Raw genomic sequence first — 14649 nt, forward strand, 5'->3', positions numbered from 1 at the left:
AGCTATTTGATATAGCGGGTTACTTTGAACAATTCTTTTTCTTCATTGATGGCTTCTTCACTGCCTAAAACACAAATGGCATTTTTCGCAAGCACCGCTGCAATCATGTCACCATGACTTTTTAGTTGTGCCACGGTGGTTTCTAAAATTTCATCCCGTTCTTTTTGCAGATCTGCGGCAGTAACGCCACTAAAATAAAAATTATCCGCAATCTCGCCTTTCACCGAAGCGCTGAGCGGAACATCTTTGCTGCTGATCGTGCCAATGATGTACTTTTCCAGTTCACGCTGGGATAGTTCCAGATTATTAATATAATCAACCACCCCTTGATACGCTTCAAAGGTCTTCTTGAGTTTGGGATCACGGTAAGAACCAAAGTACAGGTCGCCACCACGACCAATACTCATAAAAGCACCATAGGCGCCACCCTGAACCCGAACCCGGTTCCAGAGATAGTCCATTGACAGTAACCCCTTTAAAACCAGTTGGGAACCGGCGTACTCGTAGCCTAAAGCACGAATATTATAACCCTGGGAAACGTATTGAATCTTTGCCGCCGTTAAGAAACCTTCATTTGCAATATCAGTTTCAAAAGCAAAGGCATTTTTAGCCGCTTTATTTGGCGCCAACCCCATGATGTAAGGACTCAAGGCAGTCACAGTCCGATCCCGGATTTCTTCGGTACCGGTAATACTGATAATTGGTTTTCTGTTGGTAAACACCAAGCTGGCGATGCTGGTGAGCTTTTCGGTTAAGACTTCAAACTGCTCATCAAAGTTGGCTTCCAGATCGGCAATAAAGCGATAAAACTCAATTCCACCAAATTCTTCGAACAGCCGGGCTGACTGAGAATAATAAGACTGCAGCCGTTGTACCCCGACGACATGGCCAGCGGTTAAAAACTGGGTCTCCTTATGGGTCTTAATTTCCCGGATCATATCGTGAATCAGGTTCTTTTCCGTAAAAAGTGTCTTAGTAATTACGTCGGTCATGATTTTGACTAAAGTCGGGATATTCTCCATCACCGCTTTTCCCTTAACGTAACAGTGGGAGGTGAAATCCCCAAAATGGTGGACGTCGTCATAGGACTCAATCCCAAAGGACAGGCCACCGGTGTGAATTTCAATTTCCTGACTCAATCGTCTAAAATCCATGCTTTCGGTACTGAGACTACCCAGCAGCTTGCACATCAACGATAAATATTTCAAATCTTGTTGCGGCAGATCACTGTAATCAAAATAGAGTTTTAAATAAGAAATTCCGCCAGTAAAACCAGGATGGAACAGCAGCCTGGTTTCCAGCGCCTCCTGAACTTCCAGGGGATAACTCCGACCCGTACGATTGATATCGGCCAGCGACAGCTTGGGAATTTTTTCCAGATCCTCCGGCTTATCCTCTTCATTTTGCTTTTCGATGAGAGTCTGGGTTTCATCAATCAGATCCTGGAGTTCTTCCGGGGTCAAAGCCGCTTTAAAAGATGCCAGTTTTTCCGCTAATGCCTGGTCGGCTTTTTCCTGCAAGGTATTGTCCGGCACAATCGTCACCAGGGTTTGATGGCTATTGTCGATCAACATCCGTTTAAGAAGTTTTTCAAAGTAGCCGTCTTTCCAACAGTCCTTGAATTTTTTAAAGGCGGCTTTGTATTTAAGGTAGGCAATCGGATCGTCACCATAGAGCCAGTCATCCATCATCTCAATCCCATAAATCAGACCTTTGGGATAAGAACCGTACTCGCCTTCGATATGGGAAAATTCATGGATATTAATGCCCGCTTCAACGCTACGGGGATCGAGGCCATCAGCAGCCAGCTTGTTGAGCACTGATTCCACCGTATTAACAAACAGATCCTTATGTTTCTCCTCTGTGTTTTTGAGGACAATTGAAAAATAGGGCTGTCTTAAGGAACTGCTGTAATGATAGCTGACATCTTCAGCAATTTTAAGATCCAGCAGAGCCTCTTTGAGCGGTGATGAATTATTATTTAATAAGATATGGGCAAGAATATCAAAAGCCAGGGCCTCCTCATAGGATAATTTATCACCCAGCACCACAGAAAGAGCCAGATAGTCTTTATTTTCCAGCGTTTCTTCCTTGGACACCCCGTAGGACGCCCGCATTTCCGTCCGCTGCGTGAGCATCGGCTGGGCCTCTATTTCACTGTCAACTGGCTGTTTATCAAAGGCACTGAGATATTCGTCATTTAAATATTTCAAGTGCGCCCGGACATCCCCATCGCCATAAAGATAAATATAGCTGTTGGAGGGATGATAGTATTTTTTATGGAAGCCCAGAAAATCCGCATAGGTCAGTTCCGGGATCACATCCGGATCCCCGCCGGATTCAAACCGGTAGCAGGACTGGGGATAAAGGGATTCAAAAATTTTATTTTGCAGCAATTCCTCGGGATTGGAGAAGGCACCCTTCATTTCATTATAGACCACCCCATTGTAGATGATCGGATCATCAGCATTTTCAATATGATAATGCCAGCCCTCCTGCAAGAAGGTGTAGGGATTTTCATAAATATTGGGATAAAAAACCGCATCCAGATATACATCCATCAGATTCATAAAATCTTTGGCATTGGTGCTGGCAATCGGGTACATTGTTTTATCCGGATAGGTCATCGCATTGAGGAAGGTGTTTAGCGATCCTTTGGCCAATTCCACAAAGGGTTCCTTGACCGGGTATTTTTTTGAACCGCATAATACCGAATGCTCAAGAATGTGGGGCACCCCGGTGCTGTTGGTGGATGGGGTGCGGAAGCTGATTGAAAAAACCTTATTGTCATCATCAGCCGATATATACACTAACTGGGCCCCGGTTTTTTGATGTACAAAGGTTCGGGCAAAGCCATCTATTTCATCCACAAATTCTTCTTTTTTCAAGATAAACCCATGAATATTTTCTTCCAGTTTAAACATTTTTTCTTGTTGTTCTTGCAATTCTTTTTTCAAATGTCTCTCCTTTTCTGTTCGTAATTTATTCGATTATTCCCTTTTTCTGAAGATATTCTTTCATTTTTTGTTCATGACCCATTTCAGTCGGTTGATAAAAATGCGTGCCGATCAAATCATCCGGTAAGTATTGCTGTTTAACATAGTGGCCGGGATAATTGTGAGGATACTGATACGTCATGCCTCGACCCAGATTTTTACTACCAGAATAATGGGTATCCTGCAAGTGCGCCGGAACATTGCTGTTTGAAACATGCTTGACCGCCTCTATGGCAGCATCCACCGCCAGATAGGAGGCATTGCTTTTGGGTGCACAGGCCAGAAAAACCACTGCCTGGGCCAGATTAATTCGGGCTTCCGGCATCCCGATAAACTGGACCGCATCGGCGGCGGCCATCGCTACCGGTAAGGCCAGCGGTTCGGCATTGCCAATATCTTCAGACGCCGAAATGACAATCCGCCGGGCAATAAACTTGGGGTCTTCCCCGGCGGTAATCATTTTAGCCATCCAGTAAAGCGCCGCATCGGGATCGGAACCCCGGATACTCTTGATAAAGGCTGAAATGGTGTCATAATGGTTATCGCCATTTTTATCATATTGAACCGCCCGCTTTTGGATACACTCCTGGGCCGTTTCCAGATCGATATGAATAATCCCGTCGGCATTTTTATCCACCGTCAGAATCCCCAGCTCCAGGGCATTCAAGGCCCGACGGACATCACCGTTAGCGACCTCGGCAAAATGATCGAGGGCCTGCTGATCACAGTTTATTTTCATTACACCATAGCCCCGATCCCGATCAGTAATGGCCCGTTTGATCACCTGACGAATGTCGTCTGGGGTCAGGTTGTAAAACTCAAAAATAGTCGAGCGGGACAGCAGTGGCGAGTTGATTTCAAAATAGGGGTTTTCGGTGGTGGCGCCAATCAGGGTTACTAACCCTTTTTCGACACTGGGTAACAGAGCATCCTGTTGCGCCTTATTAAAACGATGGATCTCGTCAATAAAGAGGATGGATTTTTTATTATAAACCCCCAGGTTATTCTTAGCCTTCTCCAGCACCTCAGTAATTTCTTTTTTTCCCGAGGTCACTGCATTGAGCTCGTAAAACGCCGCATTGGTGCGGTTGGCAATAATTTTTGCCAATGAGGTCTTGCCGGTACCCGGTGGCCCATAAAACACCACTGATGACAGTTTATCCGCTTCAATCAGCCGATACAAAAGCTTCCCCCGACCAATGATATGCTGCTGGCCAACAAATTCTGCCAGAGTTTGGGGCCGCATTCTTACCGCAAGGGGAGCATTATCGGCAATTTGGCCTTCATAATTCTGGTTAAAAAAACTTTCCTGCATAATGTCCTTTCACGATAGCACTCTATTCGGATTCTGCAAAGCCAATGATCGCTTCACAATCACCGGTTTGTTTCAATTGCTGCTATTTCGATCTGATTCAACTCAAAAAAAACATAAAACCACTGGTCTATTTCAGCAAGAATCTTGCCCAATCCCACATTGTCGCCACTTTTCTTTAATTCTACGATTCTATCATAAGAATCTTTAAATACCTTAATGGTTTCATCTTTAATGTCCGGTATTCCCAGCCGCAACAGGGTGTTGGGATAGTACTCATAAAGCTTATCACCCAGTTTTTTCCCGTAGGACTTAAAGTAGTAATTATAGAGCTTGCTGTTTAGCAGCAACACCAGAAATTCCTCGGTGATCTGATGATAAAGCCGTGGTTTGAGAATCAAACCATAAACATCAGCGCTGAAATAAGCGTGCGCTTCATCAATGGCAAAGCGGTTTTGAGTTGCCTTATAGGGAAAAACGATCTTTCGCCTCTCAAAATGATCCGGATCCCGTCCCCATTGCAGTTTATACCAGGCCAGTTTGCCGTTTTTGCATTCCCGGCGGTTTTTGAGTTTCTCCCGGTATGCTTCAAGATGTGCAACTAGCTCAGGGTGCTCGTCAATCGCACTGATCTGGTTGGTATAGAGGATTTGCTTTTGCGGTTTGGCGACTTCAAACGCTTTCACATCCTTGTTCTTGATCCACGGTTTTAACCAACACGATTCAAAGCCCGGACGAACCGGATCCGTCACTTCAAAGATAAAAGCCTTGTCGTTTCCAGTGATAATGCCTTGAAAACTGTGGACAACATTATCCAGGGTAAAGGGGGTTTTGGCCTCAATCTTCTCGATGATTCTCCGGGTCAGCGGTGAATAGAGCCGCCAGGAATCGTCATTCAGCTGAATCTGCGAAAGTTCAAAGGACTCATAAAAATCGCTTGGCTGATCGGTTTGAACGAGCGATTCGATCAGTTTGGAATAGCTTTCCGGTTTGTGGTTTTTAATAAAGAACCGTTTAACCTGAATCCTTTGAGCATCATCAATCCGATTCGTTTTAAGCAGTCGGATAATGGCCGGATCAACCCCAACCCCCTCAATCACCCGGAGTCCGTTGAAATCAACGATTTCCTGAATTGCAAATGCTTTTCGGATAAAGGCCCGTAACGGTTTTCCATACAAAGCTTCGATAAAATAGCGGGAGGTGATATGGATAAGCTGCCCCCCCGGTTTTAGCAGTTCCCAGCCCCGATAGATAAAGCAATAGGAAAGATCCCCCTTATCCCGATACACCTCACCGTAGCGGTTTTTTAACTGCTTCATATAATCCGTCTGGATTTCTTTATGGCCGACATAAGGCGGGTTCCCGATGACTACATCGACCGACTGCACGGCAACTAATTCTTCGGTCAGAATATCGCCGCAAAAAATTCCCAGCGGCTTAACGTATTCTTTTCCTTTTAAGGTCAGGATCAGCCGGGTTACCAGACAGGCCATCGGATCCCGGTCAACTCCCAGCAGGCCGGTTTCCAGCAACTGGCGATGCTGCGTGGCTTGCTGCTCCGGAGTCAGTTCACCACTTCGAACCATAATCGCATCGTATATTGCACTAAGCAGGGATCCGCTTCCGCAAGCCGGATCGAGAACCCGAAAATCCTGCTGTTGGTTACCCGGTGAAAATGCTTCAAGTACATCCGCCGCCATATACCTGGCGATGTTTTCCGGAGTATAAAAGACCCCATGGTTTTTCTTGTGATTAAGCAGCAAACTGGCTTCGTAAAGGTTGCCGATCAAGCCGGGATTTTCTCCCGCCAGTGCGGGGGATGACTGAATAAATTCAGAGACCCACGCCCATATCTCATCCCCAATAGGCTGAGGCTCTGTCTGCTCCTGCCCCCAGAATGGTGTCTCAAGGGGGCGGCCCTGCCAGATTGCCAGGACATAATCCAGCGTAAAATTCTTTTTGATGGCCTTCTGGTGGGCTTCAAAGTCAAGGTGCTGATTATCTGCCAGGTATTTTAAAACAATGCACTTTAATAAAAAAAGCACATTGGCACTGCGCTCCTCAGCCAAATAGTTATATTTATTAATAAATCGTGTCAGCTTATCTGAAATCTCCTGAAACTTCATTAAAACCTCTCTTTAATTGATGTTAGCGTTATCTTGTTATTATACCATTATTTGCCTGAAAAAGATAAAGAAAAGGCTGAAATAAACGTTTCGCACAAAAAAAATCCAGAGAGTCTGATCTCCGGATTTTATTATGAAGTTATTTTCAAACTAATAGCTGATTCTAAAATAGTCTGATCTCGGTGATGGCCGTGTCATGCTCACCGTCCGCAGGTCCCGCTACCACTGAATCGATGACGAAAACCACCGAATCACCGGGATTAATGGTGACCGGGCTGATTGAGATCACCTGTTCATCCCGGATCCGTTCAAGAATCATGTTGGCCACTGGGCTGGTATTAACATACATCACCAGTCCCCGAACACTACCATTTTCAGCAAAGGATGTAGTAGTCTTGACGTAACCGTTTTTAATGGCCACTCCATGAATGGTCAGTGCGGAGGTTCCGTTATAGACACATTGAACATACTCACCAATCCCATCGCCAGACACCCCTTCAACCCAGGATGTGTTATCACTGCCATCCATCACGTTGCCGACATAATAACTGATCCCAGCCATATCCGGTAGGGTCGAAGACGCATAGAGACTGAAATTCGCATATTCCCAACCGGTGGCGGTGCCGCCTCCCGAGTCGGACCCTTCTGACTCAGATCCACCAGATGTGGTTGGAATATCATTGATAACGTATTTGCCTTCAATTATTTTACTGGCAAAACCAGCCCCATTGACTTCAATGGCTTTGATTGTTTTTTCACCTTTTGTCAAGGTAATCGGTTCTGTATATACGATTGAACTGACTGTGGGCTGGGATCCATCCGTCGTGTAAAAAACCATATCATTGGCATCCGCCTTAACGATTTCCAGTTTTTGTTCCCCCTGATAGGTACCCGGATTCAGATTAAAGGATGGCGCTTTAACCGTATAGCTACTTTTCTGATCGGCATATTTACTGTCTCCGGTAACTTCGGATGCCCGATCCAGCAGAGCAAAAAGATCCGTTTCTGATACTCCGGCCTGAATTTCCGAAGCAATATAGGCATCAAAGATCATTTTTAATTTTTCTGAGTTTTTTTCTTTTCGGATTGCTTCTTCGAAGAAGGTATTGGCCATTTTATAATTGCCCGCCCCGGTGTAAGCTTTGGCTTTTCCAAAAATTGCTGCAGCGCTATTCGGATCCAGCTTTAACACTCCATCGAAGGCCACCAGCGCTTCGCTATAATTTTGAACGGCCAGCAAATCTTCGCCGTTTTTCAGACCGCTGTTGATGGCATTGATTTTTTGAAAATTAATAAATCCAAAAACGGCTCCGGCAATCAGAAAGACTCCGACCACCGTCGCAATTGCAATAATGATCCCCTTATTCTTGCCCTGCTGCCCCGTTTTGCGATCCGGAATCCCACTTTCTATTTTTTCCCAATTCGTGTCCTCCGTTACCTGAGACTCCCACTTTTCCAGGCTCCGGATCGGATTTCCGCAGTTCTGACAAAACAGGCTGGATGCTTCGTTCTCGTGGCCGCATTTTTCGCATTTCATCTTAATCTCACCCCTCCAAAAACAGAATTGGCAGTTTTTTAAATCACTTATTTGTTTCTGACGCTTCCAACTTGATTACTGATTGAGCATACAAATTGTTTACCCATTTATAGTTCAATTAATCTCAGCGTAAAATTAATTCAAATCAACTTCTGATTTTGGGCATAAAAAAAACGACCATCTCATGCCGTTTTTAAAAATTCTAAATGGTGCGAGAGACGGGAGTCGAACCCGTACGCCTTGCGACACACGCCTCTGAAACGTGCTTGTCTGCCAGTTCCAACACTCTCGCATAAATCATTTTGAACACCACTATAGAATACACGCTTTTATACAAATTGTCAAGTCATATTCAAAACTTTTTTGGTATTTTTATTTTACACCAGTCAATTGAGTCCTTTAATATAGAATAACAGCACCGACCCGATCTGAAGCGCAATAATTATCGGAATTCCCCAGACAAACAAAGCGTGCCTGGTTTTATGGTGAAAAACCCGCATCCCCAGCAATCCGCCAATAGAGCCGCCAATCACACATAAGCCCATCAGGGTTTTCTCCGGAATCCGCCAGACCGCTTTTTTTGAACGCCGTTTGTCCTGCCAAAACAGTCCAAAAGTAAGTAGATTAACAAGGATCAGATAACTTATTATATAGTTCATTTCTTATTTTTCCTTATTCGTAAAATGATTTTCCATTCAACTCAATATTTTCACCTAACACATACAAGGTTCTTTTACCAATCGGATGATCGGTTATGGTTGAGAAAAATATATTTATGCAAAACATTGGCATGTTTTCATCAATTAACAGTCGGTTTGAGATGTATTTATTGGGATAATCCATGGTCACTTCAATGCTTTTTTTTACCTCAAAACTATTAAAAATTCGATGCATGATGGCAATGTTTTTCTCGGCTTTTTTTTCAATCCCTGCAGTCAGGTAACGACCAGTAAGAAACAGCGAATCGATGCTGTAGCCCACCGGCATTGCATCCGAAAAATACATCCGTCTGATTTCAAGCGTCTTTAATTCCCGTCGCTCGCCTTTTAATTTTGTCATCGAAATCAGGATATCTTCAGTCTGGATGTCTGTTATTTCTTCATTGATGTTTCCCTCCAGGGAAAAATTGACTAAAAAAAGATCCTTCTCTCGCTCTTTGACAAACGTCCCGACGCGTTCAATCGAGACCAGATAGCCCTTGTTTACCAGCGTGGCCAGGCTTTTTCGGACCGTCACCCCACTGGTATTATATTTTTCAGCCAGCTCCTGATTGGTCGGTAATTTTTCATTGGGTTTAAGTGAACCACTTCTGATCTCAGACAGAATATCGTTGACAATTCGTTCGTATATTTTTACTTTCATTTAAGTCCTTCAATCTATTCCTGATAAGACGTTCCACGGACGCAGCACCATTCACGCTTAATAAACAGCTGACGAAAACCCATGGGTTCATTATCGTCTAATATTTTTTGGGTAATTTGCATCACTGGCGTTTCTTCCGGGATTTTTAGAATTTCTGCCACTTCCCGATCACAATTCATCGCCGTCACATTCATCCTGCCCTGCATTTGAAACAATTTGTTTTTCTGCGACAATATTTCACTGAAACTGGTATATTCAAAATTATCGTTCCAAACAGTAATTCCCGGAAAATAGGGAATGTACTGAATATCATAGGCAATCGGCTTTTCCTCATAAAGCAGTACCCAGCGGACATAAACAACCCGGGCGTTGGGGGCTACCCGCAGATGGTAAACCAAATCAATGGTCGGTTTGATAATTTCCGATCCCAACAGTTCGACCCGTTGGTAGGGTTTTTTTAAGAGCTGTTCGGTTTTTAATGAAATCAGGTATTTATCGTTACTTTTTTCAAGTACATAATTCCCTTTTCCCGGTATCGAATAAATATAGCCTTCATCAATTAACTTCGAAATGGCATTACGGATGGTGATGCGACTGACACCATATTCATCAGCCAGGGTATTTTCCGGCGGGATGGCGGAATTGATGGCATAAAAATTCTTCTGGATCTTGTATTTAATGCTATCGGCAATTTCTTCATATTTGTGATTAATGCGCTTCGCCCCCCTCCGTTATCCAAGTTTTGCATTGCTTGACCCCTTCATAGACATCATGAGCAAAGGCGTCCACTCCAGTGTATTCAATTGCCTGGCGATGGGTCGAGAGTCCCCCGACAATAATTTTAACCTGATCCCTGATTCCAGCAGCCACCAGAGCGTCATTCACGGCTTTGATATACCGGACCCCTTCGGCGAGAATTGAGCTGATGGCAATCACATCGGGCTTTAATTTGATGGTTTCTGCCAAAATTTCCTGGGCGGTAATGTTAATCCCCAGATCAATGACCTCAAAATTTGACATCAACGCAGCACTCTTAAAAATTGACTTGCCAATGTCATGCAGATCCCGCTCGATGGTGCACAGTAGAATCCGACCAATCGGTTCACCCGATCCCTCATTGATCAGCTTCAGACTCGGCAATTTTAACACTTCTTCAAAAATGATGCCCGCCATCATTAAATCGGTCACACCATACCGCCCCTCTTCAAAATAATGACCGATGTGATCCAGACCAAGCTGGATCGCTTCGACAATCTGGGCCTGGGATGCGCCCTCTCGAATCGCATAATTGACAAGTTTAAGCACTTTTTTTTCTTCAATTTTTTTCATGGCCTCGACAATACTCTCAAAAGTAGTTGTATTCATGGCATGATTAGTCGATATATTCATCTGGCAGGTAACCCCTTATTATTTTAATCTGTTCTTTAGTTGGTGCGGTAAATTGATAACTATCTAAACGTCTGATAATCTCATCGTCGGTCTCTTTTAGTACCGCTGCCTTTGTTTTCCCTTCCCCAAAACCATGGGGCCGATATTGCTTTCTGATTAATTTAAGGTTTCGTGAAGAGATGTAATTTCCGGTTGATCCCACCTTCAGGATTTCATCCATCATCGTTGTGACATCATTAATTTCCATTCCCTGGACAAAGTCTTTCAAACTTAAGAAAGCATATTCATCCAGAATATATTTATTGTAATTAATTGTTTTTAAAGCATCTTCCATCCCAAAGCTATGCATCAGACAATCGACCTCTGCCAGCAGAGTTGAGAGCAGATTGATCCCGCTTTCAAAACCACTTTGATAATCGAGGTATTTTGAGTCGGTAAATGTACCGCCGGCCCGAAATGGAATTTTGTAATATTCTGCCATCCCCTTCGCAGCCAGTGTAAACAATGCCGTTGCAGGACTCCCAACTAATGTTTCGGCCTTGAACGGATCCACTCCAAATAGCGGCAAACCATAAATAATTGGCAGACCGGGGCTTTGAATCTGAGCAAAGACAATTCCGGCAATAATTCCGGCGTTGGCCAGCAGAAAATTACCGCCGGGAGTGGGCGGCGCTGTTAAACCGCTTAATCCACTGCCGCAGGCAATCATCAGTGGTTGATTTTCCAGACAATGAACGGTAATCACTTCCGTTGTTGAATGCCCCATAATCATCGGCGCCGATACATTGACATTACCAAGCACGACCGGTTTATGGTCAATGCCACGGTAGCGTTTAACCATTGCAATGCAAGCGCAGGACTCTTCCTGACTACCGACAATTGAAAGGCAAGGTTTATCAGAGTATTTTAAAAGCATCGCCATCCGATAGGCGCTTCGCAAGTCCAGAGGAATATCGAAAGGTTCAATGGTATAGGGACTCGCCATTTTAATTAGCTGATTCTGCTGATTGAGTTTGGTAAAATTCACATAATCCCTTCGGGTTCCCAAAGCAATCACTTCATTTCGTGACACATAGGTTCCACCATAAGCTGGCAGCGTGCAAATTTCACCCTTTCCGACTACCACACGGCCGCTATTTGAATAGACAGGAAAGGCAGAAGGTACCAATTTGAGACTTTCTTCAACCAGCGGCGCATCAAGAAAAACCTGTTTACCATCAACTCTGGCCCCGGCTTTTCTGAAAATCTCCTGTGCTTCATTCGAAAAAACAGTAATCCCCATGGTTTTTAAAAGTTTCAGTGACTGTTCATGGATAAGATCACATTCTTTTTTCGAAATGCTAAGCGTTAATTTCATGATCACTGCCCCCTGCAATCCCATCAATTTTGATACATTTTAAGATTATATCACAATAACCCCGGTTTGTTTACCGTTTCATCATGATAATTTCAGGTCTCATTCTTAAACGCCTTAAAAATTGAAACACACATCATAATCAGAATAAAAACAAAGGGCAGGGCCATAATAATCGCCACATTGCGGATTGCTACTAACCCGCCGCTTAACAGCAGCACAATGGCCATGGATGAAAGCACGATCCCCCAGACAACCTTTATTTTACGATCCGGATTTAAATCACCGTTTCGCGAGAACATCGCCACCACAAAATTGGCCGAATCGGCTGAAGTCACGAAGAATGTTACAATTAACAAGGTTGCCAAAAACGAAATCGCCTGGCCGAACGGTAAATGTGATAAGGTGACAAATAATCCAACCGCCACATCGCCGGTAATGGCCTCGGCAATACTTAGCTTATCGATGATTTCAAAATGCAGGGCGGTTCCACCAAAAACGGTAAACCAGAGACAGCAAAAAAGCGCCGGAATGATAATCACACCCATAATAAACTCTTTGACGGTTCGCCCCTTTGAGATCCGGGCGATAAAAGTTCCCACAAACGGGCCCCAGGACATCCACCAGGCCCAATAAAAAATGGTCCAGTTACCCAGCCAGGGATCATCGCTAAATGGTGTTAAGGCCAGACTCATTGGCAGAATATTATGAAGATAAGCACTTAAGCTGACAAAAAAAGTATCAATGATAAAAACCGTTGGCCCAGTAAATAGCACAAAAATCATGATTAGCAGCGCAATCACGATGTTGGTGTTACTGAGTGTTTTTATCCCTTTATCCAGTCCTGTTATCGAAGAAATCAAAAACAGCACCGTAATGATGACAATAATGATAATCTGGACGGTGATCGTATTGGGGATGCCAAAAAGTGTTTTGAGACCGCCATTAACCTGCAATGCCCCCAACCCCAATGACGTTGCCACACCGATCACGGTTAAGACCAGCGCCAGCACATCAATCAGCTTGCCAGCAATTCCTTTGGTCTTTTCACCCAGCAGCGGCTCAAGGGTCGAGCTGATCAGACACGGCTGTTTTTTCTTGAAGGTGACATAAGCCAAAGCCAGACCAACGATGGCGTATATCGCCCAGGGGTGAAAACCCCAATGCAAAAAGGCATACTGAAATGCCTTGCTGGCCGACTCACTGGAGGCCGCCTCAATCCCCAGCGGTGGCTGTAAGTAATGATAAACCGGTTCGGCCACGCCCCAAAATACCAGACCAATGCCCATTCCGGCACTAAAAAGCATTGCAAACCAGGAAAAATTTGAATACTCCGGGCGGTCGTCTTCATCCCCCAACCGCAGTTTTCCGTATTTACTGAAAGCCAGCCCCAGACAAAAAATCAGAATCCCCAGCACCGAGACCAGATAGAACCACCCCAGATTATGAGTAATCACACCAAACAGGACATTTGTCACATTCAGTAATTCATCGGTAAAAACAAATCCAAAAAACAAAAAAACAACTAACAAAACAAGTGAAATATAAAGTACCATAGTGTCTTCCTCTTTCTTATTCATGCACCAGTAATGCCATCTATAAAGTATCAACCGATCAGGTACAATTTGCAACCATCGCTTTCCATTGCGATTTACCACCCATATAAGCTAAAAACTTTCTCCGTCGCGATGATCCGTGAGAAAGTTTTTAACCCGGGTTTTAGAAACATGATTAAATCATTATTTGACTGGTCCGATTTGCCCTTGTCGGTAGGCTTTGCTGTACTTTCGACAGTGCTTATCCTGACCAAGCAGGGCGTAGGTGGCAAAGATGGTACCCATCATATCACGGTTGAGCGGATCAATCACAGCGGAATCCATTCCGGCTTCCATGGCAAAGGCCATGCAGGTTTTGTTCAGCAATGATCGCACTGGTAAACCAAATGACATATTGCTGATCGCTCCGGTTACATGAATCGTCGGATATAATGCTTTGATTTGGCGGATTTCTTCAGCGAAATTAAGCATCGAGTTGTTTTCAGTTGACAAAGCCATTACGCAGGGATCAATATGGATCCGATCGGGCGTAATCCCATATTTTGCCGCTTTTTCAACCATGATTTTGGTGATTGCCACCTTTGTTTCGACATCGTTGGGAATGCCCTTGTTATCACAGGTTAAACCAACCACCTGCCAGCTGTTTCCTTCCAGAAGCGGCAGTAACACCTCGCATTTATCGCCTTCTTCTGAAATCGAATTGATCAGGCCAGGCTTGTTGGCGTATTTAAAAACGGCTTCAATCACCCGAGGATTGGGGCTGTCAAGACACAGTGGCGTATCGGTTGCGTTTTGAACAATATCCATCAGCCATTTCAACGTTTCTATTTCAAATTCCGGTGCGGTGCTGGCACAGACATCAATATAAGTCGCTCCCGCCTCGGTTTGTTTCACCGCCAGGGCGGCGATATAATCAGCATCTTTTTTTTCGATCGCTGCTTTGACGGATGGAATCGTGCCGTTTATTTTTTCTCCAATTATTATCATCTTTTATCTCCTTGAAATACAGATAAAAGA

General features: G+C 44.2%; 11 protein-coding genes, 1 tRNA gene and 1 pseudogene. All 13 read right to left on the reverse strand.

Annotated features, from left to right (window positions below):
- Positions 1 to 2: 2 nt before the first annotated feature.
- Positions 3 to 2957 carry an insulinase family protein gene (locus B3F51_RS12070; RefSeq protein WP_286947318.1) on the reverse strand — a complete coding sequence of 985 codons (2955 nt, stop codon included), beginning with the start codon at positions 2955 to 2957 and terminating at the stop codon, positions 3 to 5.
- A gap of 25 nt (positions 2958 to 2982) precedes the next feature.
- Positions 2983 to 4311, reverse strand: coding sequence for a replication-associated recombination protein A (locus tag B3F51_RS12075; RefSeq protein ID WP_070372760.1), 1329 nt, complete (start codon positions 4309 to 4311; stop codon positions 2983 to 2985).
- A gap of 59 nt (positions 4312 to 4370) precedes the next feature.
- Positions 4371 to 6434, reverse strand: a complete 2064-nt coding sequence (locus B3F51_RS12080; RefSeq protein WP_286947321.1) for an Eco57I restriction-modification methylase domain-containing protein — start codon at positions 6432 to 6434, stop codon at positions 4371 to 4373.
- Positions 6435 to 6597: 163 nt separating this feature from the next.
- Positions 6598 to 7971, reverse strand: coding sequence for an NADase-type glycan-binding domain-containing protein (locus tag B3F51_RS12085; protein ID WP_286947322.1), 1374 nt, complete (start codon positions 7969 to 7971; stop codon positions 6598 to 6600).
- Between the two features lie 207 nt (positions 7972 to 8178).
- Positions 8179 to 8263: transfer RNA gene (locus tag B3F51_RS12090), tRNA-Leu, on the reverse strand.
- 94 nt (positions 8264 to 8357) lie between these two features.
- Positions 8358 to 8630 (reverse strand): DUF1294 domain-containing protein, encoded by a 273-nt coding sequence (locus B3F51_RS12095; protein ID WP_286947323.1) that lies wholly within the window; start codon positions 8628 to 8630, stop codon positions 8358 to 8360.
- A 13-nt stretch (positions 8631 to 8643) separates the two neighbouring features.
- Complete coding sequence (locus B3F51_RS12100; protein ID WP_286806920.1) at positions 8644 to 9333, reverse strand: GntR family transcriptional regulator; 690 nt, start codon at positions 9331 to 9333, stop codon at positions 8644 to 8646.
- A gap of 14 nt (positions 9334 to 9347) precedes the next feature.
- A complete protein-coding gene (locus B3F51_RS12105; RefSeq protein ID WP_070372765.1) occupies positions 9348 to 9764 on the reverse strand; it encodes a UTRA domain-containing protein in 417 nt (138 codons plus the stop codon).
- Between the two features lie 93 nt (positions 9765 to 9857).
- Positions 9858 to 10046 (reverse strand): annotated as a pseudogene (locus tag B3F51_RS16275) (GntR family transcriptional regulator); the annotation flags it as partial.
- Positions 10042 to 10722 (reverse strand): cobalamin B12-binding domain-containing protein, encoded by a 681-nt coding sequence (locus B3F51_RS12110; RefSeq protein ID WP_070372766.1) that lies wholly within the window; start codon positions 10720 to 10722, stop codon positions 10042 to 10044. The gene B3F51_RS12110 and the pseudogene B3F51_RS16275, both read right to left, overlap by 5 nt.
- The gene (locus B3F51_RS12115) at positions 10706 to 12079 is read right to left on the reverse strand and encodes a trimethylamine methyltransferase family protein (protein ID WP_286947327.1); all 1374 of its coding nucleotides are present in this window, start codon (positions 12077 to 12079) and stop codon (positions 10706 to 10708) included. The genes B3F51_RS12110 and B3F51_RS12115 overlap by 17 nt, the downstream gene beginning before the upstream one ends.
- A 92-nt stretch (positions 12080 to 12171) precedes the next feature.
- Positions 12172 to 13632 carry a glycine betaine uptake BCCT transporter gene (locus tag B3F51_RS12120; protein WP_286947329.1) on the reverse strand — a complete coding sequence of 487 codons (1461 nt, stop codon included), beginning with the start codon at positions 13630 to 13632 and terminating at the stop codon, positions 12172 to 12174.
- 183 nt (positions 13633 to 13815) lie between these two features.
- Positions 13816 to 14619: a methyltetrahydrofolate cobalamin methyltransferase gene (locus B3F51_RS12125; RefSeq protein WP_286947330.1), complete on the reverse strand. Its 804-nt coding sequence runs from the start codon at positions 14617 to 14619 to the stop codon at positions 13816 to 13818.
- Between the last annotated feature and the right edge of the window lie 30 nt (positions 14620 to 14649).

This window comes from Acetobacterium sp. UBA5834 (assembly GCF_002435675.1).
Lineage (GTDB): Bacteria > Bacillota > Clostridia > Eubacteriales > Eubacteriaceae > Acetobacterium > Acetobacterium wieringae.

Excerpts from the sequence above, each read along its gene's own strand:
- B3F51_RS12120 (WP_286947329.1), bottom strand. The coding sequence starts at position 13,632 with ATGGTACTTTATATTTCACTTGTTTTGTTAGTTGTTTTTTTGTTTTTT.
- B3F51_RS12110 (WP_070372766.1), bottom strand. The coding sequence starts at position 10,722 with ATGAATATATCGACTAATCATGCCATGAATACAACTACTTTTGAGAGT.
- B3F51_RS12095 (WP_286947323.1), bottom strand. The coding sequence starts at position 8,630 with ATGAACTATATAATAAGTTATCTGATCCTTGTTAATCTACTTACTTTT.
- B3F51_RS12080 (WP_286947321.1), bottom strand. The coding sequence starts at position 6,434 with ATGAAGTTTCAGGAGATTTCAGATAAGCTGACACGATTTATTAATAAA.
- B3F51_RS12115 (WP_286947327.1), bottom strand. The coding sequence starts at position 12,079 with ATGAAATTAACGCTTAGCATTTCGAAAAAAGAATGTGATCTTATCCAT.
- B3F51_RS12100 (WP_286806920.1), bottom strand. The coding sequence starts at position 9,333 with ATGAAAGTAAAAATATACGAACGAATTGTCAACGATATTCTGTCTGAG.
- B3F51_RS12085 (WP_286947322.1), bottom strand. The coding sequence starts at position 7,971 with ATGAAATGCGAAAAATGCGGCCACGAGAACGAAGCATCCAGCCTGTTT.
- B3F51_RS12125 (WP_286947330.1), bottom strand. The coding sequence starts at position 14,619 with ATGATAATAATTGGAGAAAAAATAAACGGCACGATTCCATCCGTCAAA.
- B3F51_RS12075 (WP_070372760.1), bottom strand. The coding sequence starts at position 4,311 with ATGCAGGAAAGTTTTTTTAACCAGAATTATGAAGGCCAAATTGCCGAT.